19 protein-coding genes are annotated in these 21,413 nt (G+C 55.1%); 8 read left to right on the top strand and 11 right to left on the bottom strand.

The genetic code is table 11. The features are described 5' to 3' along the window. Positions 1-15: 15 nt before the first annotated feature. The 5 genes from purH to ACFDAU_RS14185 form a co-directional block, all read right to left on the bottom strand. On the bottom strand, positions 16-1,578 hold the full coding sequence (gene purH, locus ACFDAU_RS14205) for a bifunctional phosphoribosylaminoimidazolecarboxamide formyltransferase/IMP cyclohydrolase (protein WP_413437555.1): 1,563 nt from the start codon (positions 1,576-1,578) through the stop codon (positions 16-18). Between the two features lie 71 nt (positions 1,579-1,649). Continuing rightward, a complete protein-coding gene (locus tag ACFDAU_RS14200) occupies positions 1,650-1,844 on the bottom strand; it encodes a helix-turn-helix domain-containing protein (protein WP_124703264.1) in 195 nt (64 codons plus the stop codon). Between the two features lie 76 nt (positions 1,845-1,920). After that, complete coding sequence (gene dusB / locus ACFDAU_RS14195) at positions 1,921-2,958, bottom strand: tRNA dihydrouridine synthase DusB (protein WP_413437554.1); 1,038 nt, start codon at positions 2,956-2,958, stop codon at positions 1,921-1,923. 69 nt (positions 2,959-3,027) lie between these two features. Continuing rightward, positions 3,028-3,852, bottom strand: a complete 825-nt coding sequence (locus ACFDAU_RS14190) for a M48 family metallopeptidase (protein WP_413437553.1) — start codon at positions 3,850-3,852, stop codon at positions 3,028-3,030. A gap of 128 nt (positions 3,853-3,980) precedes the next feature. Beyond that, positions 3,981-4,760 (bottom strand): outer membrane lipoprotein-sorting protein, encoded by a 780-nt coding sequence (locus ACFDAU_RS14185; RefSeq protein ID WP_413437552.1) that lies wholly within the window; start codon positions 4,758-4,760, stop codon positions 3,981-3,983. A gap of 45 nt (positions 4,761-4,805) precedes the next feature. Here ACFDAU_RS14185 and ACFDAU_RS14180 point away from each other — a divergent pair, with 45 nt between their 5' ends. Next, positions 4,806-5,552, top strand: a complete 747-nt coding sequence (locus ACFDAU_RS14180; RefSeq protein ID WP_413437551.1) for an ABC transporter ATP-binding protein — start codon at positions 4,806-4,808, stop codon at positions 5,550-5,552. 1 nt (position 5,553) lies between these two features. Continuing rightward, complete coding sequence (locus ACFDAU_RS14175) at positions 5,554-7,155, top strand: DUF1302 family protein (protein WP_413437550.1); 1,602 nt, start codon at positions 5,554-5,556, stop codon at positions 7,153-7,155. A gap of 27 nt (positions 7,156-7,182) precedes the next feature. Here the strand turns inward: ACFDAU_RS14175 and ACFDAU_RS14170 are convergent, their stop codons facing one another. The 3 genes from ACFDAU_RS14170 to polA all read right to left on the bottom strand — a co-directional run bounded on the left by ACFDAU_RS14170 (position 7,183) and on the right by polA (position 12,470). Beyond that, the gene (locus ACFDAU_RS14170) at positions 7,183-8,394 is read right to left on the bottom strand and encodes an ABC transporter permease (RefSeq protein ID WP_413437549.1); all 1,212 of its coding nucleotides are present in this window, start codon (positions 8,392-8,394) and stop codon (positions 7,183-7,185) included. 11 nt (positions 8,395-8,405) lie between these two features. Next, positions 8,406-9,641: an ABC transporter permease gene (locus ACFDAU_RS14165; RefSeq protein WP_413437548.1), complete on the bottom strand. Its 1,236-nt coding sequence runs from the start codon at positions 9,639-9,641 to the stop codon at positions 8,406-8,408. A gap of 99 nt (positions 9,642-9,740) precedes the next feature. Beyond that, positions 9,741-12,470 (bottom strand): DNA polymerase I, encoded by a 2,730-nt coding sequence (gene polA / locus ACFDAU_RS14160; RefSeq protein ID WP_413437547.1) that lies wholly within the window; start codon positions 12,468-12,470, stop codon positions 9,741-9,743. Positions 12,471-12,481: 11 nt separating this feature from the next. On the opposite strand from polA, the gene ACFDAU_RS14155 reads away from it, so the two are divergent. Genes ACFDAU_RS14155 through ACFDAU_RS14140 form a run of 4 tightly spaced genes read left to right on the top strand, consistent with a single transcriptional unit; the run spans position 12,482 to position 15,367 of the window. Continuing rightward, positions 12,482-13,210, top strand: coding sequence for a TIGR00730 family Rossman fold protein (locus ACFDAU_RS14155; RefSeq protein ID WP_413437546.1), 729 nt, complete (start codon positions 12,482-12,484; stop codon positions 13,208-13,210). Positions 13,211-13,268: 58 nt separating this feature from the next. Further along, entirely contained in the window at positions 13,269-13,607 is a 339-nt protein-coding gene (locus tag ACFDAU_RS14150) for a DUF2782 domain-containing protein (RefSeq protein ID WP_413437545.1), read from the top strand. A 55-nt stretch (positions 13,608-13,662) separates the two neighbouring features. After that, positions 13,663-14,613 carry a homoserine kinase gene (locus ACFDAU_RS14145; RefSeq protein ID WP_413437544.1) on the top strand — a complete coding sequence of 317 codons (951 nt, stop codon included), beginning with the start codon at positions 13,663-13,665 and terminating at the stop codon, positions 14,611-14,613. Positions 14,614-14,638: 25 nt separating this feature from the next. Beyond that, positions 14,639-15,367 (top strand): BPSS1780 family membrane protein, encoded by a 729-nt coding sequence (locus ACFDAU_RS14140; RefSeq protein WP_413437543.1) that lies wholly within the window; start codon positions 14,639-14,641, stop codon positions 15,365-15,367. A gap of 118 nt (positions 15,368-15,485) precedes the next feature. On the opposite strand, the gene ccsB is transcribed toward ACFDAU_RS14140, so the two are convergent. The 3 genes from ccsB to ACFDAU_RS14125 all read right to left on the bottom strand — a co-directional run bounded on the left by ccsB (position 15,486) and on the right by ACFDAU_RS14125 (position 19,371). Then, positions 15,486-16,628, bottom strand: a complete 1,143-nt coding sequence (gene ccsB / locus ACFDAU_RS14135; RefSeq protein ID WP_413437542.1) for a c-type cytochrome biogenesis protein CcsB — start codon at positions 16,626-16,628, stop codon at positions 15,486-15,488. 4 nt (positions 16,629-16,632) lie between these two features. Beyond that, the gene (locus tag ACFDAU_RS14130) at positions 16,633-18,657 is read right to left on the bottom strand and encodes a cytochrome c biogenesis protein ResB (protein WP_413437541.1); all 2,025 of its coding nucleotides are present in this window, start codon (positions 18,655-18,657) and stop codon (positions 16,633-16,635) included. 84 nt (positions 18,658-18,741) lie between these two features. After that, positions 18,742-19,371: a c-type cytochrome gene (locus tag ACFDAU_RS14125; protein WP_413437540.1), complete on the bottom strand. Its 630-nt coding sequence runs from the start codon at positions 19,369-19,371 to the stop codon at positions 18,742-18,744. An 89-nt stretch (positions 19,372-19,460) separates the two neighbouring features. On the opposite strand from ACFDAU_RS14125, the gene yihA reads away from it, so the two are divergent. Both yihA and hemB read left to right on the top strand, forming a co-directional pair. Further along, complete coding sequence (gene yihA, locus ACFDAU_RS14120; RefSeq protein ID WP_413437539.1) at positions 19,461-20,186, top strand: ribosome biogenesis GTP-binding protein YihA/YsxC; 726 nt, start codon at positions 19,461-19,463, stop codon at positions 20,184-20,186. 61 nt (positions 20,187-20,247) lie between these two features. Next, on the top strand, positions 20,248-21,264 hold the full coding sequence (hemB, locus tag ACFDAU_RS14115; protein WP_413437538.1) for a porphobilinogen synthase: 1,017 nt from the start codon (positions 20,248-20,250) through the stop codon (positions 21,262-21,264). Positions 21,265-21,413 lie beyond the last annotated feature (149 nt).

Genomic DNA, 21,413 nt, shown 5'->3' with positions numbered 1-21,413 from the left:
TTGACCTGTCAAAACTCAGTGACGGAAATGCCGGTGCCCGGTAAATACCATGGCGATTCCATGCTCATCTGCAGCGGCGATGACTTCAGCATCCTTGATGCTGCCGCCCGGCTGAATCACAGCCTTGGCACCGGCGCTGGCAAGAATGTCGACGCCGTCGCGGAACGGGAAGAATGCATCGGAAGCGACAGCACAACCAGCCAGAGGCAAGTTGGCTTGTCCGGCCTTGATGACGGCGATGCGGGTGGAATCCACCCGGCTCATCTGACCGGCACCCACACCCAAGGTCTGGCCGTTGGCGGCAAATACAATGGCATTGGATTTGACGAATTTGGCCACGCGCCAGGCGAACAGCATGTCCTGGATTTCCTGCGGGCTGGGTTGGCGCTGCGTGACCACTTTCAAATCGGCGGCGCTGATGTTGAAGGTGTCCGCGGTTTGCACCAGCAAGCCGCCGCCGACGCGTTTGAGCTCCAGCGCGTTGTGGCCTGCAGCAAGCGGCACGGCGAGCACGCGCACGTTCACCTTTTTCGCCAGCAGCGCCAGTGCGGCCGCAGTGTAGGCCGGTGCAATCAGCACTTCCATGAACTGGCCGGATACCGCTTCGGCGGTGGCGGCATCGACCTCGCGGTTGAAGGCGATGATGCCGCCAAACGCCGAGGTGGGGTCGGTAGCCAGTGCGCGCTGGTAGGCGCCGAGCGTATCAGGCGCCAGCGCCACGCCGCAGGGGTTGGCGTGTTTGATGATGACGCAGGCCGGCGTATCGAAAGTCTTGATGCATTCCCACGCTGCGTCGGCGTCGCCGATATTGTTGTAGGACAATTCCTTGCCCTGCAGCTGGGTGTAATGCGCCAGCGCGCCTGCGGCCGGTTTGATGTCGCGGTAGAACGCCGCTGCCTGGTGTGGATTTTCACCATAGCGCATCGACTGCATGCGCTCGAAATTGAGGTTGAGACGGCTGGGAAAATCGGCGCGTTCGCCATTCAGTTCGCGCGCGGTCAGGTAATTGGAAATCGCGCTGTCGTACTCGGCGGTATGCGAAAACGCCTTGCGCGCCAGGTTGTAGCAGCTGGCGGTGGATACCGAGCCGTGGTTGGCTTTGAGCTCGGCGAGCACGCTGGCGTAATCGGCCGGATCCGTCACCACGGCAACATGCTGGTAGTTCTTGGCCGCGGAGCGCACCATGGTCGGGCCGCCAATGTCGATATTCTCGATTGCCTCGGGCAGAGTGCAATCGGGCTTGGCGACAGTCTGACTGAACGGATAGAGGTTCACCACCACCAGGTCGATGTAGCCGATGCCGGCAGCGCGCACCGCCTCGGCGTGTTCGGCGAGGTCGCGGCGCGCCAGAATGCCGCCGTGGATTTTGGGGTGCAGGGTTTTCACCCGGCCATCGAGCATTTCCGGGAAGCCGGTGTAATCCGCCACTTCGGTCACTTGGATGCCATGCTCGGCAAGCATTTTGGCGGTGCCGCCGGTGGACAGAATTTCGATATTGAATTCGTGCAAGCCTTTGGCAAATTCCAGCACGCCGGTCTTGTCGGAAACGCTGATCAGCGCGCGTTCAATGTATGCCATGTTGTTTATCCTGATTGTTTAAAAAGCTTTTGCCACGGAGTTCTCTGTGAACTCCGTGGCAAAAAATAAGTTTATTTGATTCCGTATTGCGCCATTTTCTTGCGCAGGGTATTTCTGTTGATACCCAGGTATTCGGCGGCGCGAGTCTGGTTGCCTTCAGCGAAAAGCAGAACTTGCTCCAATAGTGGCTGCTCCACGCAGGCCATTACCATGTCGTATATTCCTGTCGGCACTTCCCCGTCCAGATCGCGAAAGTAATCATCCATGGCGCGTGCCACACATGCCGGAATGTCATTTTCTTTTTCTTTTCTCACCTTGCTGAATCTCCCTATGCTCGCCGCATCATGCGGCAAGCGATGTTTCGTTGAAGTTGTTATTGTCGGGTTCGACGTAATCGAGACGCTGTCCGCGTGCGCGGCACCGGTCGAAAAATTCGTTCACTGCAGCTTCCTGTTCGGCAACGTTTTGCAGTTGGTTCATGGCGTGGCGAAAGGTGGCGGAATCCTGCAGGCCTTTGGTGTACCAGGAGATATGTTTGCGGGCAATGCGTACTCCTGCATATTCGCCATAAAATCCGTAGAGATCATGCAAATGATCAAGCAATACTTGGTGGATTTCATCGACTTCAGGCGCAGGCAAATGCGAGCCGGTTTGCAGGAAGTATTCGATTTCCCGAAAAATCCATGGACGGCCCTGGGCGGCGCGACCAATCATGACAGCATCCGCACCGGTGTAGTCGAGCACGAATTTCGCTTTTTCCGGTGTGGTGATATCACCGTTTGCGATGATGGGGATGTGTGCTGCGGCCTTGACTGCAGCAATGGTGTCGTACTCGGCATTGCCGGTGTAGCCGCAGGCACGGGTACGGCCATGCATCGCCAGCGCCTGGATGCCGCTGTTCTGTGCAATATTCAAAATGGTGAGCGCATTTTTGTGCTGCTTGTCCCAGCCGGTGCGTATTTTGAGTGTGACCGGCACATTGGGCACGGCATTGACAACCGCTTCCAGGATCCGCGCTACCAGCGGTTCGTCCTGCAGCAGCGCCGAGCCCGCCATCACGTTGCAGATTTTCTTGGCCGGGCAGCCCATATTGATATCGATGATTTGCGCGCCGCGATCAACATTATGACGCGCTGCCTCTGCCATCATCGCGGGGTCGGCACCGGCAATCTGTACCGAAATCGGATCCACTTCGCCGTCATGGTTGGCGCGGCGCGCGGTCTTGGTCGAACCATATAAAAGAGAGTTGGAAGTTACCATCTCCGACACTGCCATACCCGCTCCCATCTGCTTGCACAGCTGGCGAAATGGCCGATCGGTCACACCCGCCATGGGAGCGACAATCAGATTGTTCTTGAGGGTGTGCACACCTATGCGCATGTGAGGACGGCAGTGAAGAAAAGGCTGCCTATTTTATACGCAATCCGCAGTTGCGGCAAAACTGTATGGCTAGTTTTTTTTTGCCTGCAAATACAACGGCATTACTTTTTCTGCGTATTGCTGCAGATCACGCATGCGTGATTCAGGGTTGGGGTGAGTACTCAGGAATTCCGGTGGGCGGCTGCCGCCGAGCCGGGTCATTTTTTGCCACACCGAGATGGCGGCGCGTGGGTCATACCCAGCGCGCGCCGCGAGTTCCACACCGATACGATCGGCTTCGGTTTCGTGCGTGCGGCTGTGCGGCAAACCGATGCCGAGCTGGTATAGTTGACTCCCTGCATTGACCGTGTTCTGGCCTGCGCCGGCCAGCGATGCGCCCAGCAATCCCAATTGCGCCAGCGTCTGCTCGGAAGCTTGCTCGCGCGCATGCTCGCGCAGCGCATGAGCGATTTCATGACCCATCACTGCAGCGATCTCATCATCGCTCAGTTTCAGTTTGTCGAGTATGCCGGTGTAGATGGCGATCTTTCCCCCGGGCATACACCACGCATTGACATCCGGCGAGCGGATGACATTGACCTGCCAGTTCCATTTCAATGCATCCGGTCTGAACACTGCGGTCTGTGGAATCAAGCGGTCAACAATACGCCGTACGCGCGCAGTTTGTGCCGGATCAGGATTCAGGTCACCCTGTTTGGCTTCCTTGCCTATCAGGTCGGTATAAGCCAGGGATGCCTGTTGTTCGAGTTGCCGGCTGGAGACCAGCGGCGACATGATTTGTTTGCGATTTACGCCAATCGTGCCACCTTGCGTGGTGTTCACGGTTTCGCAGGCGGCGGTGAGCAGGGTGCTTGCTGTAATCAGGGTAATCAAGGCAAGACGTGATTGGGTCATTTTTTATTTTCCTGAAACCATTTCGCGGATAGTTTATGTATTCCTGTGCTTTGCAACGAACCTGGTTTTGTGCCCTTAGGGCAAATATCCATGGGCACTGAAGCCTGTTATGAAGCGGGTTAAATGATTTATTGCAGTTTCTTGAGGTAGTCTTTGTTAAAAACCTTGTCGGGTAGATCGCGCAATTTCATGTTGCTGTAGTCCAGCACTGATGTGTCGCCGGACTTGAGCGCATCCTGTATGAGCAAACGTGTCGGGCGCGGTTTTCCCGCCATGGTTTCGAAGTTTTCGTACGTGCTGGTCTTCAGCAGACGGCCGGAGAGGGAATAGAATTCGGCCTTGCGCGGGCGATAGTTGGATTTGTTGACCCATAGCATGACTCGATGGTACGTCACGCTTCGGTCCACGGCGTCCAGTTCGAGGACGTAGTACTCTTCACCGTCGAGCTTTTCGGTGCGCAGCAATTTGGGATTGTAATCGCCTGAGAAATTGGCGCGCGCCAGATCGCCGTTGGCGACCTGACCAGTCAGGCGTTGGGCCAGCCCAAGCCGAATGGGCTGGGAGACGTCGGGCATGAAGACCCAGAGGTCACGGCCTTTCATTAACATGATCTGCCCCCGTTCTGACGCCGGTTCTAGTATCATGACCACCGTATTCTCATTACCTTTGGAGAGAATCCGGTATTTTCGTTTTTCCGGTGTTGCTCCGGGCGAAGAGCTGGTGATATCGACGTCGACCTGGAAGCCCTGGGCTGGAAATCGTATCTCGTCGGATTTTTCCAGGATGCTGCGGGCAAGCGAGTCTGCCTTGGAATCAGAAGGCGACTCGGCAGCGATGGCAGTACTCGCCAAAGCCAGGAACAGGAAACTTGTTAAAAAACCGGCACGGAAAATGGAGGTCATGGACATGGTATTAATCCTTCAAACGATGCTGCCTTGTACGGATATGATGCGATGAGTCTGGTCCGGGTCGAAGGCGTAACCAAAGAATATTTACTCGGGGAGCAAAAGGTTATTGCGCTCGAAGATATCACACTCTCCATCGAGGAGGGGGTGTTTTTGGCCATTGCCGGGCCTTCCGGTAGCGGCAAAACCACGCTGCTAAATATCATTGGCTGTATCGACAACCCGACTCAAGGCAAGGTTTTTATCGATGATGTCGAGGTGACCGGTCGCTCGCCCAATCAACTGGCTGACTTGCGCGCACGCACCACGGGATTTATCTTTCAAACCTTTAACCTGTTTCCGGTACTGACAGCCTGGGAAAATGTGGAATACCCGCTGCTTCAACTCCCGGAAATCACTCGCGAAGAGCGGCATAAGCGGGTCAAGAAGTTTCTGAATGTGGTTGGGCTGGAGCGCTACGGCAAGCATATGCCTAATCAGCTGAGCGGCGGACAACGCCAGAGAGTCGCGATTGCAAGAGCGCTGGTAATCAATCCGCGCATTGTTCTGGCTGACGAACCGACCGCCAACCTGGATAGCAAAACAGGTGAGAGCATTCTGAATCTGATGAAAGAGATCAACAGGCGTTACGGTACAACTTTCATTTTTTCCACCCATGATCGCCGTGTCATGTCGATGGCGGATCGTTTGATACGCATCGATGATGGTCATGTCACCATGCTCGGCATTAAAACTGATAAGAAATGGAACTCGGTTAGTACAAATTCCACATTGGCGAGTGAACGAGAGGGATAGCATGATTTTACGTTGGGCAAGGGCGGTAGGGGTGGTGGTGCTGGGGGCGCCTGTCCTGGCGGGCGCGTCTGGAACGGATGCCTTGAATATGTCTGGCAAACAAGGCGCTTTCTTGCTGGCTTCCGGAAATACTGAATTGCCGGTATCCAGGGATACGCTTTTCGATGCGCCTCCTGCGACAAGCAGTACAGATAAACCCGTTTCCAAAAAGGCGGCTGAGGCTGCGCCGGAATCAAAGGATTCATTGTTTGGTATCGATTCTGATTCTGAACAGGGTAGCAAATCCGTGACCAAGACGGAGAAAGGCGTGCCGGACAGCAAAGCATCGCTTTTCGATGATGCGGGGTTATCGCCAGGCAAGGATAAAGCACCTTCGCGATGGCACGGGTTTGCCCAAACCGAGTTTGCCTACACTTATCCGCATCCTGCGCATTGGTCGAAAGTCATGGGACGTTTTGAGCTTGGTACAGAGGGCAAGCTGGGTCAGGGTATGCATTGGAAGGTCAGTGGGCGCCTGGACTACAATGCAGTTTATGACCTCACCAATTACTATCAGGATGCAGTACGTGATGACCAGCGCTTCGGGCTCCAGTTTCGTGAAACCTATCTGGACTTTAGCGGAGGAGGCCTGGATTGGCGTGTAGGGCGGCAACAGATTGTGTGGGGAGAAATGGTGGGAGTGTTCGTTGCCGACGTTGTCTCCGCCAAGGATTTACGTGAATTCATCCTGCCCGACTTCCAAATGCTGCGCATCCCGCAATGGGCGGCTCGCGCCGAGTATTTCAAGGACGATTTTCATGCTGAGCTGATCTGGATTCCCGTCCCCAGCTACGACAAGATCGGCAAGCCGAAAGACTTCAGCCAGCCCGGCGCCGGATCGGATTTTTATCCCTATCCACCCACGCCGAGTGGTTACCCGGTTGCGTTCCGGGACGAAGTGTTGCCCGGTAATCGCTTAAGCAATACCAATTACGGCTTGCGGCTTAACCAGTTGACCAATGGCTGGGACATGTCGGGCTTCTTTTATAGCAGCATGGACAGCCAGCAAACCTTCTATCGTCAGCTGATGACCGCACCCACGCCATATTTCGTATACACGCCCAGACATGACCGCATCTGGCAAGCCGGTGGAACCCTGGCCAAGGATTTGGGCTCATTCGTGCTGAAGGCTGAAGCCGTGTACACCAGCGGGCGCAGTTACAATACGCTGAGTCTTGCTGATATCAACGGTCTGGTGAAACAGAATACGCTCGACTGGATTGTGGGTCTGGATTTCAATCCTACTTCGAAGACCCGGGTCAATACGCAGTTCTACCAGCGTGTTTATTTCAATCATGATCCGAATATTATCCCCGACCGGATTGAGAATGACGTCTCCCTGCTGGTCAATCATAAGCTTGGCCACAACTGGGAAGTGGAAGCGCTGGCGGTGCATAGCCTCAATCGTAGCGACTGGATGTTCCGACCGAAAGTAACATGGGGGTTCGAACGCAACTGGCGTCTGGCATTCGGGCTGGACACCTTCGGCGGTCCGCCCACCGGCCTGTTCGGTCAGTACAACAAGCAGGATCGAGTCTATACGGAGCTGCGCCGCGACTTCTAGCCTGAATTACTGGTGCGGGGCGACAACTTAAACATTCTGGCGGAGTGCCTCCACCACAGGTATGCGATGTACCCGTGCTGCTGGCAGAAACGCGGCGATGAAGGTGGCAATCAGCCCCACTGCGAAAGCGCCTGCAACCACCGAAGGTACGACACGGATGTGGGCGGTGTAGCTCAGATCCGCGTTGGGGGGTGGTGGCATGGGAATGCCGATGGCAGAGATAATCAGCGCCAGGGCGATGCCCAGCACCACACCGATAGTGGCCCCAGCCAGGCCGATAATCGTGTTCTCCGTGATGATCAAAGCGAATACTTTGCTACTGCGATTGCCCAGAGCCATCATGGTGCCGAATTCGCCCACACGTTCGTAGATGCTCATATTGACGCTATTGATCACGCTCAACAACACCATTAACAGGATGATGATGCGCAGCACGCCGAACTGCACGTCATACATCTTCACGGTTTTGGCATAAAAATCGTTCAGCTCCAGCCAGGTCTTCGCTTCCAGGCCGGCGCCGGCAAATTTTCTGGACAATACGGAGGTGATCGGCGCCGTGTCGCGGGTGTGCTTTAATGACACCACCAGTGTATTGACCCCCTGGGTGGCGAGCAAATTCTGGGCAGAAGTCAAAGGAATGCGCACAGCGCGTGCGTCATAATCTTTGGAGAAGGTCTGAAAAATGCCGACTACCTGCAAGTCGAGGCTGTTCAAAGCGCCATCGGCGGTGTTCATCACCAGGGTTGCCCAGTCTCCGGGTTTGAGTTTCAGCGCGTGGGCCAAGCCGTAACCAACCATCATGCCATTCTTGTCTTTATCCTCGAGCTTGCGTCCGGCCGTGATCACCATTCCGCTGCCGAGTCTGGCCTCATGAGAGGCTTCCACGCCCTCTCCAACAATGGGCAGATCGGAACGGCCATTATTGAGCAGGCCGGCAAAGTAGATTCTGCCCATTACATCATCCACCCCGGGTATCGCGGCGATATCCTTGCGTATGGGTTCTGGTCTGGCGATTAAATATTTCTCCGGGCTACGCGCACCATGCTCGAAATAACCGGTGCGCGAAAGTTGTATGTGGCCTGACTGGGAATGAATCAGGGCTTCACCCAACTGGGTAAAAATGTCATGGACAAAACCGCCGCTCAGGATCAGGCCGACTACGCCGGCGATGATTGCCAATAGCGTCATGCCGGTTCGGGCTTTGTGACGCAGGACATTGCGCAGAGCAAGTTTCCACATACCTGGGTTCCTCAGCGGTTGTGGCGCAACGCATCGACAATAACCAGCCGCGATGCTCGCCAGGCCGGATAGATGCTGGCGATGAGCGTGGTTAATAAAGCCAGCAGCAAGGCCTGCCAGATAATGGGAAGAGTGATCATGATTGCGGCGGTGAACCCGCGCGACATGCCGGGCGCCGGCGGCATGGGGATGCCGATTGCCGAGATGATGCGGGCCGCCAGATAACCGAGTATTACCCCACAAGTCCCCCCAATCGCACCCAACAGCGATCCTTCCATCAGGAACAGGCCTAGGATGCGCTGGCGCCTGACGCCCAGAGCCATCGCCGTGCCAATTTCAACGGTGCGCTCCATGACGCTCATGGTCATGGTGTTGCTGATGCTGAGTATGATGATCAGAGCGATGATGGACTTGACGATGTTCATCTGACTGGAAAACAACGCGACGGTCTTGTTGTAGAAGTCTGCAAGTTTCGTCCAAGGCACGATTTCGTAACCCTTTAGTGCCGGGTCTGCTTTCAGTTGCTTCATGACCTCATCAGTCATTTCCGTGTGCTGCAGAGACACGACCCAGAGATGGGAACCTTTGGTGCGCAATAATGTGCGTGCCATCCCGATTGGCACGCGTAGCATGGTATCGTCATATTCCTTCAAGGAGGTCGATGCCAAACCGCGCACATGCCCCTCAACGGCATTGATTCCTCCTGAAGATGTGTTAGTGAGCAACACCACCGTGTCGCCGGTTTTTACCCCAAGATTGGCGGCCAGCCCGGCTCCCATCAGGATACCTTTCGGGTCGTTTGCGTTGAGTCCTTGCCCGTCCAGGATGGCCAGATTGCGGGCTGATGGATCCTTGGCTGGGTCAATGCCCTCGCCAATGAAGGAGATGGTGTTTTCGCCATGACTTATCAGGCCGTTGAAAGCCAAGCGAGGCGTCACCGACTTTACACCGGGTATATGTTCGAGAACATTCAATGCAGGGGATTTTTCCGGAAGCAGGTAGGCCAACGGGTTTGCCTGGCCATCTTCGTGGTATCCAGGTTTGGCCACTTGTATGTGACCGAGCTGGTTAACAGTGGTCAGTTCACGGTTTGCCCAGAAAATCCATTCGATGTAGCCTGAAGATAGCATCATGGCAATAACGCCAAAGCCGATGGCAACAACAGCGATGAAGCTGCGCCGGCGCTGACGCAGGATATTGCGCAGCGCAAGCCGGAAATCGACAGCTAGAGTATTGACGATCGACAAGTTGTTAAATGGTAGGCCGCAAAAAGGTTTGCTGGTTAAGCATACTCGACATCATTTGCATCATCAAACCCATGCGGCACCATGATGTGTTCTTGGGGATCAATGCGCGGCTTCCCAGTTTAATCCAACACCCAGTCCGATTTTAAGCGGCGCAGCCAGCTTGGTCACGTCGCACATCAGGCCGGGTAATGCAGCGCGTATGCGTTCCAGTTCGACATCCGGCACTTCCAGCACCAGTTCGTCGTGTACCTGCATGATCAGGCGGCTGTGCAGGTGCTCGCGTTCCAGCCAGCCCTGCACGGCGATCATGGCGAGCTTGATGAGGTCGGCCGCGGTGCCTTGCATGGGGGCGTTGATGGCGGCGCGCTCGGCGCCGTCGCGGCGCTGTTTGTTGGCGCTGCGGATTTCCGGCAGCCACAGCCGGCGCCCGAATACGGTTTCCACATAGCCCTGTTCGCGCGCCTGTTCGCGCGTGCGTTGCATGTAGTCGGCGACGCCGGGATAGCGGGCGAAGTAACGGTCGATATAGGACTGCGCCGCCGCGCGGTCGATGCCCAGCTGGCTGGCCAGGCCAAAGGCGGACATACCGTAGATCAGCCCGAAGTTGATGGTTTTGGCGACGCGGCGCTGTTCCGGGCCGATTTCCTGCTGGGGCATGTCGAAGATTTCGGCAGCAGTGGCGCTGTGGATGTCGGCGTCCTCGGCGAAGGCCTTGAGCAGACTGGCATCATTGGAGAGGTGCGCCATGATGCGCAGTTCGATTTGCGAGTAGTCGGCGGAAACAATGTGGCTGCCCGGCGGCGCAATGAAGGCCTCGCGGATGCGCCGGCCTTCGGCGGTTTTTACCGGGATGTTCTGCAGGTTGGGGTCGGAGCTGGACAGCCGCCCGGTTACCGCCACCGTTTGTGAATAGCTGGTATGCACGCGCCCGGTGGCGGGGTTGACCATGCGCGGCAGCTTGTCGGTATAGGTGGACTTGAGCTTGGCCAGGCCGCGGTATTCCAGCAACAGCTTGGGCAGCGGGTAATCCAGAGCGAGCTGGGTGAGCACGTCCTCGTCGGTGGAAGGCACACCGCCGGGAGTTTTCTTGATTACCGGCAAGCCCAGCTGGGTAAACAGGATTTCCTGAATCTGCTTGGGCGAGTTGAGGTTGAACGGCTGGCCGGCGGCGGTGTGCGCCTGCTGCTCCAGCGCCAGCATTTTTTGTCCGAGTTCGCGGCTTTGCGCGTCGAGTAATTTAACATCGAGCAGTACGCCCGTGCGCTCGATTTTCCAGAGTATCGATAACACGGGTATTTCCAGCTGGCGGTATACATAGTCCAGCCTGGCATCAGCGGCGATGCGCGGGTACATGGATTGATGGAGCTGTAGTGTGACGTCGGCATCCTCGGCGGCGTATTCGGTGGCACGCGCCACGTCTACCTGCTCAAAGCCGATTTGACCGGCCCCTTTGCCGGCGACTTCGGCATAGGTGATGGTGGTTACCCCGAGATGGCGCAAGGCAAGGCTATCCATGTTGCGCGACTGGTGCGATTCCACCACGTAGGACTGCAGCAGTGTGTCGTGCGCCACCCCGGCCAGTTGAATTCCGTGGTTGGCAAGTACGTGCATGTCGTATTTGAGGTTCTGGCCGAGTTTGGCGCGGGTGGCATCTTCCAGCCAGGGCTTGAGCTGCGCAAGCGCGCTGTCGCGGTCCAGCTGCTGAGGCGCATCCGGCCCGACGTGCGCGAGCGGCAGGTAGGCTGCGGAGTGCGGCTCGATAGCGAAAGACATGCCCACTATGCGCGCCTGGAGCGGGTCGAGGCTGGTGGTTTCGGTATCCACGCATACTAGCGTGGCGTCCATCAGCCTGGTCAGCCAGGCATCAAGCTGTGCCTGGGTGATCAAGGTGTCGTAATGATGCGGCGCGGGCGTTGCGGGCAGCGCGTCGCTGGCGAACATGTCTGTTATGGCGGGAGCCGCGGCAGGGGAGGGCGTGCCATTGTCGAGGTCGCGCAGCCAGCTCTTGAATTCATAGTGGGTGTAGAGCGCACTAAGTGCGGCTTTGTCCGGCGCATCCATTATCAGCTCATGTACACCCACGGGCAAAGCGACATCGGTGCGGATGGTAATCAGCTTGCGGCCGGTGGGCAGCCAGTCGAGCGCGCGGCGCAGGTTGTCGCCCACGGCACCTTTCACTTGCCCGGCGTGGGCGATGAGATTGTCCAGCGTGCCGTATTCGGTGAGCCATTTCACAGCGGTTTTTGGACCGACTTTATCCACCCCCGGTACATTGTCCACCGCATCACCCACCAGCGTCAGGTAGTCCACAATGCGCGCCGGAGGAATACCGAACTTGATCAGCACCGCAGCTTCATCCAGGGTTTCGTTGGTCATGGTATTGATCAGCGTGACGTGCTTGTTGACCAGTTGCGCCATGTCCTTGTCGCCGGTGGACACGATGCTGTGCATGCCTTCAGCTTCGGCCATTTTGACCAGCGTGCCGATCACATCGTCGGCCTCGACGCCGTCTATCATCAGCAGCGGCCAGCCCATGGCACGGATGGCGTTGTGCAGCGGTTCGATCTGGCGTGCCAGATCGTCTGGCATGGATGGCCGGTGCGCTTTATACTCGGGATACCAGTCGTCGCGGAAGGTTTTGCCTTTGGCGTCAAATACACAAGCGCTATAATCGGCGACGATATCTTTTTTCAACCGGCGCAACATGTTGAGCACGCCGTAAATCGCGCTGGTGGGTTCACCGGCACTGTTGCGCATATCCGGCAGCGCGTGAAATGCCCGATACAGATACGACGACCCATCCACCAACAGCAGCTTTTTTGTCACCACGATACCCCAAAATGCTTAAAGAAAAATTGCCTCTGCCCGCCGATCCGGAACTTGCTGCCCATGCAGGCTATAACGCACGCGAATCCTGGCGCATGTTCGAGATTATGTCAGAGTTTGTATCGGCTACCGAACGTCTGGGCGAGATCCGTCCGGCGGTAAGTATGTTCGGCAGTGCCCGCACACCTGCCGACCACCCTTACTATGGGCTCACCGAGCGCATCGCACGGCAACTGTCGGATGCGGGTTTTTCGGTCATCTCGGGCGGTGGTCCCGGCATTATGGAAGCCGCCAACAAGGGCGCCTATTTTGGCAAATCGCCGAGCGTGGGTTTGAACATTCAACTCCCGCACGAGCAGCATGACAACCCTTATCAGGATATCTCGCAGAGCTTCACGCATTTTTTTGCGCGCAAGGTGATGTTCGTCAAGTTTGCCTCGGCATACGTGGTGATGCCCGGCGGTTTTGGCACCATGGATGAATTAATGGAAGCACTTACCCTGGTACAGACAGGGAAAACCCGCAAAATCCCAATCATACTGGTCCATGGGCCATTCTGGCGCGGCTTGCTGGACTGGTTCAGGGTCACGTTGGTAAACGAGGGCATGATAGGCGCGGAGGATATGGATTTGATCAAGGTGATTGATCAGCCGGAAGAAGTGGTGCGGGCAATTTTTGATCATTATGAGAAGCGTGGTTTTGAGCCTTCGGCGCGGGAACGTGAAATTCAACTTTATTTGTAGGGCGGTGTTGCAGGCTCTGCTAAAATCAAAACAATTGTATAAACATAAGGACGCCACCATGCGCCGTCTCATTGCTGCTTTGCTAATCATGCTGCCAATTGCTGCTACAGCAGTGGATCGCCCAAATAACCTGCAGCCTTTGCCGGATGCGCCACCACCACCGCCACCGCCAGGGTTGACCAATGACGCCAATGCGCCTCAGATAACCATCAAGAAACGCGGTCAGGAGAAGGTCGAAGAATACCGTGTGCACGGCAAGCTCTATATGATCAAGGTCACGCCGGCCGTGGGCAAACCCTATTATCTGGTTGACCAGCTGGGCGACGGCACCTTTGCACGCCAGGAAGGCTTGGGTTCAAACATCCATCCACCGATGTGGGTGATACACGAGTGGTAGTCCCGGCGTTCTAATTGCTGGCCGCGAATTTGCGGCCACGGTCATCTTAGTCACCATGTCTGTATTTACTACCGTTACCCCCGACGAAGCCAGTACCTGGCTTGGCCAGTATGCTATCGGCACGCTGGTCGAACTCAACGGCATTTCTTCGGGGATCGAAAACACCAATTACTTCCTCACCACCACGCATGGCCGTTATGTATTGACGCTGTTCGAAAAGCTGACGCATGATGAGCTGCCGTATTTTCTCAATCTCATGGATCACCTGGCGCGGCATGGCGTGCCGTGCCCGCAACCGGTGGCAACTATCGCCGACAGCCTGCTGACCAGCCTGAACGGCAAGCCGGCCAGTATCGTATCGTGTCTGTCGGGCAAGTCATTGGAAACACCGGGCATCGCGCATTGCGCTCAGGTGGGTGAAACCCTCGCGGATATTCATTTGGCGGGCAAGACTTTCCCTTTCCAGCGTGACAACCCGCGTGGCGCTGCATGGTGGAAGGTGACGGCACAGCAGCTTATGCCGTTTCTGGATGCCGATTCGGCGCAGATGCTGCACGACGAGGTGCGTTTCCAGGCGCTGCACCGTTTGCAGGATCTGCCGCGTGGCGTGGTGCACGCTGACCTGTTTCGCGATAACGTGCTGTTCGACGGAGAGCGGCTGGGCGGCGTGATCGATTTTTATTTTTCCTGCCATGATGTATGGCTCTACGATGTGGCGATTTCCGTCAATGATTGGTGTGTGAGCGATGAGGGTGGGCTGGATGAAGAACGCATGCTGGCATTACTGAGTGCGTATCATGCTGTGCGGCCATTTACCTCGATCGAGCGGGGCGCCTGGCCAGTAATGCTGCGTGCTGCGGCACTGCGTTTCTGGGTGTCGCGATTGTATGATTTGCATTTTCCGCGTCCAGGCGAACTTACCCATGCCAAAGATCCGGTGCATTTTGAGCGTATTCTGCGTCAGCGTGTAACCGCTCAGTCGCAGCTGCAGCGTGTCTGGGTTTGATTTCCAGTTTCAACAGGTAAATACCATGCAAACCATCCCCGAATTTCGTCGCGTACCTGCCGGTCACGGCTGGTTATGGATCAAACAGGCGTTTGGCCTGTTCAAGCAGAGCCCGCTGATCTGGATAGCGCTATCGGTCAGTATTTTTTTAGTGGCAGGTTTGCTGGGGATTATCCCGCGCATCGGTAGCGTGGTATTTCAACTTATCTCACCCGCGTTCACCGCGGGGCTGATGCTTGGATGCAAGGCGATGGAATCAGGTGAGGAACTGGAAATAGCGCACCTGTTCGCCGGTTTTAAATCTCATGGTGCGCAACTGGTCACTATAGGCGGAATTTACCTGGTGGGATTGATCCTCATTGCCGGTGTCATGACGGCGCTGGGTGGTGGAGCATTGGTTGCCATGATGTTACAAGGGCATCCGGAGGCCGGCAATGTCGTTACGCCGGAAATGCTCGGTAGCGGTACTGGCCTGGCCGTATTGGTGGCGCTGGCCTTGTTGATACCGTTGCTGATGGCATATTGGTTTGCACCCACACTGGTGGTGTTTCGCAACATGGGCGCAGTGGACGCGATGAAGCTCAGCATACGCGCGGCGTGGGCAAACATGATCCCATTTCTGGTTTATGGGATGATCGTATTTGTCCTGTTCGTTGTGGCGGCCATCCCGCTGATGCTCGGCTTCCTGATCATGCTTCCGCTGGCATTCATCACTTATTACACCAGTTACAAAGATGTATTTGACGTGACTTGATGAGGCTGTCAGTCGATTAAAAAAGGCACCTCGCTGGTTACGAGGTGCCTTTTTTATCCATGCATCGCTACCATCATGTCACGACGCGTTTCCCCGGGGCAGGCGGAATACCTTGCGATCAGAGTGTGCCGTAGGAATGCAAGCCGGACAGGAACATGTTTACGCCCAGAAAGGCGAACAGGGTAACGAAGAGGCCTACCACTGCCCACCAGGCCAGCATCGGGCCGCGCAAACCCTTCACCAGGCGGATATGCAGCCAGGCAGCGTAGTTGAGCCAGACAATGAGCGCCCAGGTTTCCTTGGGATCCCAGGACCAGTATCCGCCCCAGGCTTCCGCTGCCCACAGCGAGCCGAGAATCGTGGCAATGGTGAAGAAGCCAAAACCAACCGCGATGGATTTGTACATGACATCATCCAGCACTTCCAGTTTGGGCAGACGTGAGGCGAGTATGCCTTTGGCAGCCAGCAGATACGCAATGCCCACCATCGCGGCAAGTGAAAACGAACCATAACCGATGAAGTTGGCCGGGACATGGATTTTCATCCAGTAGGATTGCAGCGCTGGTACCAGGGGTTGGATTTCCTGGGCTTGGCGATCAAATGCATACCACAGCAAAAAACCTACCGCGGCACTGATCACGGGCAACACGAAAGCACCCATTTGGCGGTTGTTATAGAGCCGTTCGTAATGCAGATACAGTAATGAAGTGATGATGGAAAACAGGATGAAAACTTCGTACAGGTTGGAAATGGGAATATGGCCTACATCAGGGCTGATCAGATAGGATTCATACCAGCGCACCATCAAGCCGATCAGTCCCATCAGGATGGCGGCCCAGGTCAATCCGCTGCCTACCTTGGCGGCGAATTCTGAGCGCGTGGCCAGGCTGAGCCAGTAGCTCAAGGTTGCCATGATGAACAGGGCGCTCATCCACATGATGGCAGACTGGCTGGCAAACAGATACTTCAGGAAAAATGCCTGATTGCCACGCGCCAGATCGCCGTGATAATTCGAGATGGCGAACAGGCTCAATATGGCGACCCCAATCATCAGGGGGCGAATGGGTTTCCAGTTCCAGCCGAGTATGGAAAAAACCCCGACTGCGGCCAGCAAAATGCTTTTATCGTAGACATTCATGTAGCTGCTATACAGGCTTAATGCGTAGCTGGCGCCGCCGAGGAGAAAAGCGGCAAACAGCCAATCGAACCACGATAAGCGCTTGAAAAATGATTCCTGCGGAGCGTTTTGGGTCAGTTCCATGGCTTCAGTCCTTCACGATTGCGGAAATGCGCTGCTTATGGCGCTCAAACTCATTTTCAAAATCCAGGGTTTTGCGGTTGCTCGACATGGCAAACAATACTTGCCCGGGTTTGACGAGTAGCCACAGTCTTCGTTCCCGGATAAAGAACATGGCGAATATGCCCAGTACCAGTAATCCAGAGCCGCCGAAAACAATATTCTCGCCGGGGGAGCGTGTCAACTGCAAACCGCTGGCATTGACCTGGTCATATTCGGCCAATTGCAAATAAACGGGTGCACCGTAAAAAAAGATATCACTGATGCTATTGAGCGAATCGCGAATAAACCAGCCGGTTTCCTCGTCAGCTTTGGGTGCCGGGGCGCCCGCTTGCTGCTCTGCCATGATATAGGCTTCAAATGAAGATAATTCCAGAATTTTCAGATAGGTTTGAGCAGCCCGATCACGCTCGGCCGCAGGGATGTGTTTTTCTATAAAATCCGACATCGCCTGGTAGCCACCTTTGCCAAACAGGTCGAGTATCTTGGTTGTGCTATCAGCCAACTTGGCGCGTACATCGACCGGAACATTCCCCCCCTGAATAGCACTGGCAGCGAAACGGCGTGCAATTTCAGCGTGTGTAGATGGGTCCAGCAGCATTCTGCGTAGACGCATGAAGCCATCCAGGCGCCGATCCTGGTCCAGAGGAAAGCGGATATAGTGAAGCGGATCACCGGGGTTATTACGCACACCCGAGAGCATGTACCAGCGTTTGTCGACTAATAAGGGCAGCATGTAATTGCTGTATTCGTGTGCCTGACCCTGTGCATCGCGCACCTTGTACTGGAAGCTGGGTCCGACATTATGCAGGTTGGATTTGTCGCCCACGGCATTGCCCACCATCACGCTGCGCGCATCTTTATTTCCTTGCTCCGCGGAAGGCAGTTGACCAGTGTTTTCTATATTGAAGGGGCGAAAATCGGTGAATTCCAATGTGTATTGCTGATTATCCGCAGTGATTTTGGTGTTGCTGTTGACCACTCCCTTCACATCGAACGGCTTGCTGTCGGGTGAGAATAGATTCCAGCCATTCATTTTCAGTTTGGTGCCGCCATCGCCAAAGCTGGCCTGAAAAATCGCAATGCCATCATAGATGAGAGGGTGATTGACGGTTAGTGTGTGCTCCAGTATCTGCTTGCCGGTAGCTTTGTCGAGAATGGCGATGTCGCTGGCAAACATTTTCGGTTGCCCGGTGCTGTAATGCTCGATGTGGAATTTTTTCAATGCAATGGTGAAGGGCAAATCCTGCACCATGTAGCCATCGGCGATATTGAGAAACACCACGTCGGCGCTGGAGCCCTCCGGGATGGTGACGTTGCCGCGAAACGACAGGCTGTTGGGCGCCAGGCGGCTGATGGCGGGTACCTGGCTCTCGGGAATGTCGCGCGTCTCAATGCGTTTCAGCCCGAAGGCCTGTTCAATCTTGAGCGGAATATTGCTGTCAATCAGAGCGCCCAGGCAGATAATTACAATCGCCGCATGCGTGAATATATATCCGAGCCGGTTAACGCTGCCCACCTTGGCTGCCAACAAGGTGCCTGCGTCATTATCCAGTGTGCGCTGTTTGTAACGATAACCTTGTTCCGTCAGATACTGGGTCAATATTTCGAGATGGGTGCCGGCCGTAGTGAATTCTGCATGATGCTGAAAGTGACGTAACGAATTTTCGCTGGCTTGTTCACGATAACTGCGCATTTCCCGTAGCATGCTGGGCATATTGCGGTAGATGCAGGTGCTGGTGGATGCGACCAGGAAAGCCAGTATGGTCACAAACCAGGTGGTGCGGTAAACGTCATAGAGTCCAAGCCACTTGAATACAGTAAACCAGTATTGACCAAATTGAAGTATGTAATTGAGATATGGCTCGTTTTGCTTGAGCACTGTCCCAATAATTGAAGCAATAGCCAGTACCGTTAACAAACTGATGGCAAAGCGCATCGAACTCATCAGTTCGTATACTGATTTTGAGAATGTGGCGGAGGATTTGCTCATGGCGTGCCTGGAAAAATAGGGGGTGACTCGCGCCACCCCCTATTGATTGCTTATATGCCGGCAGGTTCCGGCAGGCTGGGTAATTTAATGCAGACCGGAAATATATTCAGCAACGGCTTTCATTTCCTGATCGGTCAATTTTGAAGCGATGACACGCATCATTTTGCCTCCGTCGTTGGCGCGGTCGCCATTCCAGAAGTTGTGTAATTGCGCCAGAATATATTCACTGTGCTGGCTAGCAAGGCGTGGGAATTGTACTGGAATGCCCGCGCCTGTAGGTCCGTGGCAGGCAGCACAAGCGGGAACGCCGCTACCCGCATTTCCACCCTTGTATATTTTTTCGCCTGCAAGGGCCAAGTCCTTATTTTTGGCACTACCTGGTTTGGGTGTCTGTGCAGAGAAGTAGGCGCCCAGGTTTTTCATGTCGTCCGGGGTCAGGTTGTTGGAGGTAACAATACCCTGCATGATCGGACTCTTGCGTGCGCCGGACTTAAAGTCCATCAATTGCTTGGTGATATACTCTGCTCCTTGACCAGCCAGATTCGGATTGGCCGGCGATGTGCTGTTGCCGTCTGCACCGTGGCAGGCTGCGCAAACCGATGTCACCAGCTGTTGAGCTTTGGCTGGGTCACCTTTGGTGGTGGCGACTTCAGCCTGAGCCGGGGAGAGGGCAGTGAACGCGGCAAGCGCCGCAAGCGCCATGGTGTATTTCATTTTAGTGAGTTCCTCTTACCGTAACATTCTAAAAAGCTAATATTTTAGCTGCGTTTTGGTTTCGACGCCAGTTCCCGGAATACCTATACATGAATCTATTTCAGCAAGCAGAGTTTTACACCACGGTAAATCATTTACGCGACTTGCCTCCCGAAAGCGCCATTGAGGTGGCTTTTGCCGGGCGCTCAAATGCCGGTAAGTCCAGCGCAATCAATACGCTGGCTAACCGGACTCGACTGGCTTTCGTCAGCAAAACCCCGGGCCGAACACAACACATCAATTATTTCAGTCTGGGGCAGAATCGTTTTTTGGTGGATTTGCCCGGCTACGGCTATGCCAAAGTGCCAGGAGCCATTAAAGATCATTGGCGTGAGTTGCTGGCGCAATATCTGGCACAGCGTGAACAGCTTGCAGGCCTGATCCTGATTATGGATTCTCGTCATCCGATGACCGACCTGGATCGGCAGATGCTGGAATGGTTTTTGCCCACCGGCAAACCAGTGCACTGCTTGCTGACCAAAAGCGACAAGTTGAATCGCAGTGATTCCTTGAGTACTTTACGTTTTGTGAGCAAGGAACTTGCCGCCTTGTCGCCGCTCTACACAGCGCAGCTGTTTTCAAGTCCAAAACGTCTTGGCATGGATGAAGCGGGAGAGGTGTTTGCCAGATGGCTTGGTATTGACACAAAAATAGCGGGCATAAAAGAGCCCCGGTTAAAGGGGAGTAAAACCGGGGCCAAAAAAGCCTCAACTGGTGTCGAGGCGCCCGCTCAGGGAGGAGAAGCGGGAGACGGCAGCGAGCCGTCTGCAAGATAAGATGGCTCGTTAATAAAGAAGTTCATTTTTTTTTAAACTCTTTATCAAATAATTGATTAATATGATTATTAATGCAGGAAGTAAGTATCCGAAGACGCGGATGCGGCGCATGCGCCGAGACGATTTCTCACGGCGATTAATGCGTGAAAACCGGCTCTCGGCGGATGACCTAATCTACCCGGTTTTTGTGCTGGATGGCGCGGGTCGAAGCGAGACTATCAGTTCGATGCCGGGGGTGAACCGGGTTTCTCTGGATTTGCTGCTGGAGGTTGCTGCGCAATGCGTCAACCTGGGCATCCCGGCAATTGCTCTGTTCCCGGTTATCGAACCCGGATTGAAAACATTGGGCGCGGAGGAGGCATTTAATCCTGGCGGTCTGGTACCGTGCACCGTGCGTGCGCTCAAACAAAGATTTCCGGGATTGGGCGTCATTACCGACATCGCGCTCGATCCCTATACCAGCCATGGGCAGGACGGCCTGATCGATGCCCAGGGTTATGTGATGAATGATGCGACGATCGATGTGCTGGTGCAACAAGCGTTGGCTCATGCCGAAGCTGGCGCCGACGTGGTGGCACCATCGGACATGATGGATGGGCGTGTAGGCGCCATACGCCAGGCGCTGGATGCCGCAGGCTATATCCACACGCGAATTCTGGCGTATGCGGCCAAATATGCCTCCAATTTTTATGGGCCATTCCGCGACGCAGTGGGGTCCACAGCCAATCTGGGTGCGAGCAGCAAGGAAACCTACCAGATGGATCCCGCCAACAGTGACGAGGCGCTGCGTGAAGTAGCGCAGGACATAGAGGAAGGCGCAGATATGGTCATGGTCAAGCCTGGCATGCCATATCTCGATATCTTGCGGCGGGTAAAAGATACTTTTGGTGTACCGACCTACGCTTATCAGGTAAGCGGCGAATACGCCATGCTCAAGGCTGCGGCCGCCAATGGCTGGTTGGATGAAAAGAAATGCGTATTGGAATCTCTGCTATGCTTCAAGCGTGCCGGAGCTGACGGTATCCTTACATATTCTGCTCTGGATGCGGCAGAGTGGCTCAAACAGGCTCAAATATAAATAGAAGAAACTTATGGAGTTATGTACAGGTCACGTCGGGGCCAACAATCTGCAACTTCCGTTTCTTGAGATTTGTTTTTTTCTAAACTGTCTGCTGTTTTATCCGTTAAATTCAATAAGCATCTGTAATTAATCGGTGTCTCGTTAAT

The organism is Sulfuriferula sp. GW1, from assembly GCF_047300855.1.
Taxonomy (GTDB): Bacteria; Pseudomonadota; Gammaproteobacteria; order Burkholderiales; family Sulfuriferulaceae; genus Sulfuriferula.
This window is presented reverse-complemented; position numbering and strand designations above follow the sequence as displayed.

Excerpts from the sequence above, each read along its gene's own strand:
- purH (WP_413437555.1), bottom strand. The coding sequence starts at position 1,578 with ATGGCATACATTGAACGCGCGCTGATCAGCGTTTCCGACAAGACCGGC.
- ACFDAU_RS14200 (WP_124703264.1), bottom strand. The coding sequence starts at position 1,844 with ATGGATGATTACTTTCGCGATCTGGACGGGGAAGTGCCGACAGGAATA.
- dusB (WP_413437554.1), bottom strand. The coding sequence starts at position 2,958 with ATGCGCATAGGTGTGCACACCCTCAAGAACAATCTGATTGTCGCTCCC.
- ACFDAU_RS14190 (WP_413437553.1), bottom strand. The coding sequence starts at position 3,852 with ATGACCCAATCACGTCTTGCCTTGATTACCCTGATTACAGCAAGCACC.
- ACFDAU_RS14185 (WP_413437552.1), bottom strand. The coding sequence starts at position 4,760 with ATGTCCATGACCTCCATTTTCCGTGCCGGTTTTTTAACAAGTTTCCTG.
- ACFDAU_RS14180 (WP_413437551.1), top strand. The coding sequence starts at position 4,806 with ATGAGTCTGGTCCGGGTCGAAGGCGTAACCAAAGAATATTTACTCGGG.
- ACFDAU_RS14175 (WP_413437550.1), top strand. The coding sequence starts at position 5,554 with ATGATTTTACGTTGGGCAAGGGCGGTAGGGGTGGTGGTGCTGGGGGCG.
- ACFDAU_RS14170 (WP_413437549.1), bottom strand. The coding sequence starts at position 8,394 with ATGTGGAAACTTGCTCTGCGCAATGTCCTGCGTCACAAAGCCCGAACC.
- ACFDAU_RS14155 (WP_413437546.1), top strand. The coding sequence starts at position 12,482 with ATGCTTAAAGAAAAATTGCCTCTGCCCGCCGATCCGGAACTTGCTGCC.
- ACFDAU_RS14150 (WP_413437545.1), top strand. The coding sequence starts at position 13,269 with ATGCGCCGTCTCATTGCTGCTTTGCTAATCATGCTGCCAATTGCTGCT.
- ACFDAU_RS14145 (WP_413437544.1), top strand. The coding sequence starts at position 13,663 with ATGTCTGTATTTACTACCGTTACCCCCGACGAAGCCAGTACCTGGCTT.
- ACFDAU_RS14140 (WP_413437543.1), top strand. The coding sequence starts at position 14,639 with ATGCAAACCATCCCCGAATTTCGTCGCGTACCTGCCGGTCACGGCTGG.
- ccsB (WP_413437542.1), bottom strand. The coding sequence starts at position 16,628 with ATGGAACTGACCCAAAACGCTCCGCAGGAATCATTTTTCAAGCGCTTA.
- ACFDAU_RS14130 (WP_413437541.1), bottom strand. The coding sequence starts at position 18,657 with ATGAGCAAATCCTCCGCCACATTCTCAAAATCAGTATACGAACTGATG.
- ACFDAU_RS14125 (WP_413437540.1), bottom strand. The coding sequence starts at position 19,371 with ATGAAATACACCATGGCGCTTGCGGCGCTTGCCGCGTTCACTGCCCTC.
- yihA (WP_413437539.1), top strand. The coding sequence starts at position 19,461 with ATGAATCTATTTCAGCAAGCAGAGTTTTACACCACGGTAAATCATTTA.
- hemB (WP_413437538.1), top strand. The coding sequence starts at position 20,248 with ATGATTATTAATGCAGGAAGTAAGTATCCGAAGACGCGGATGCGGCGC.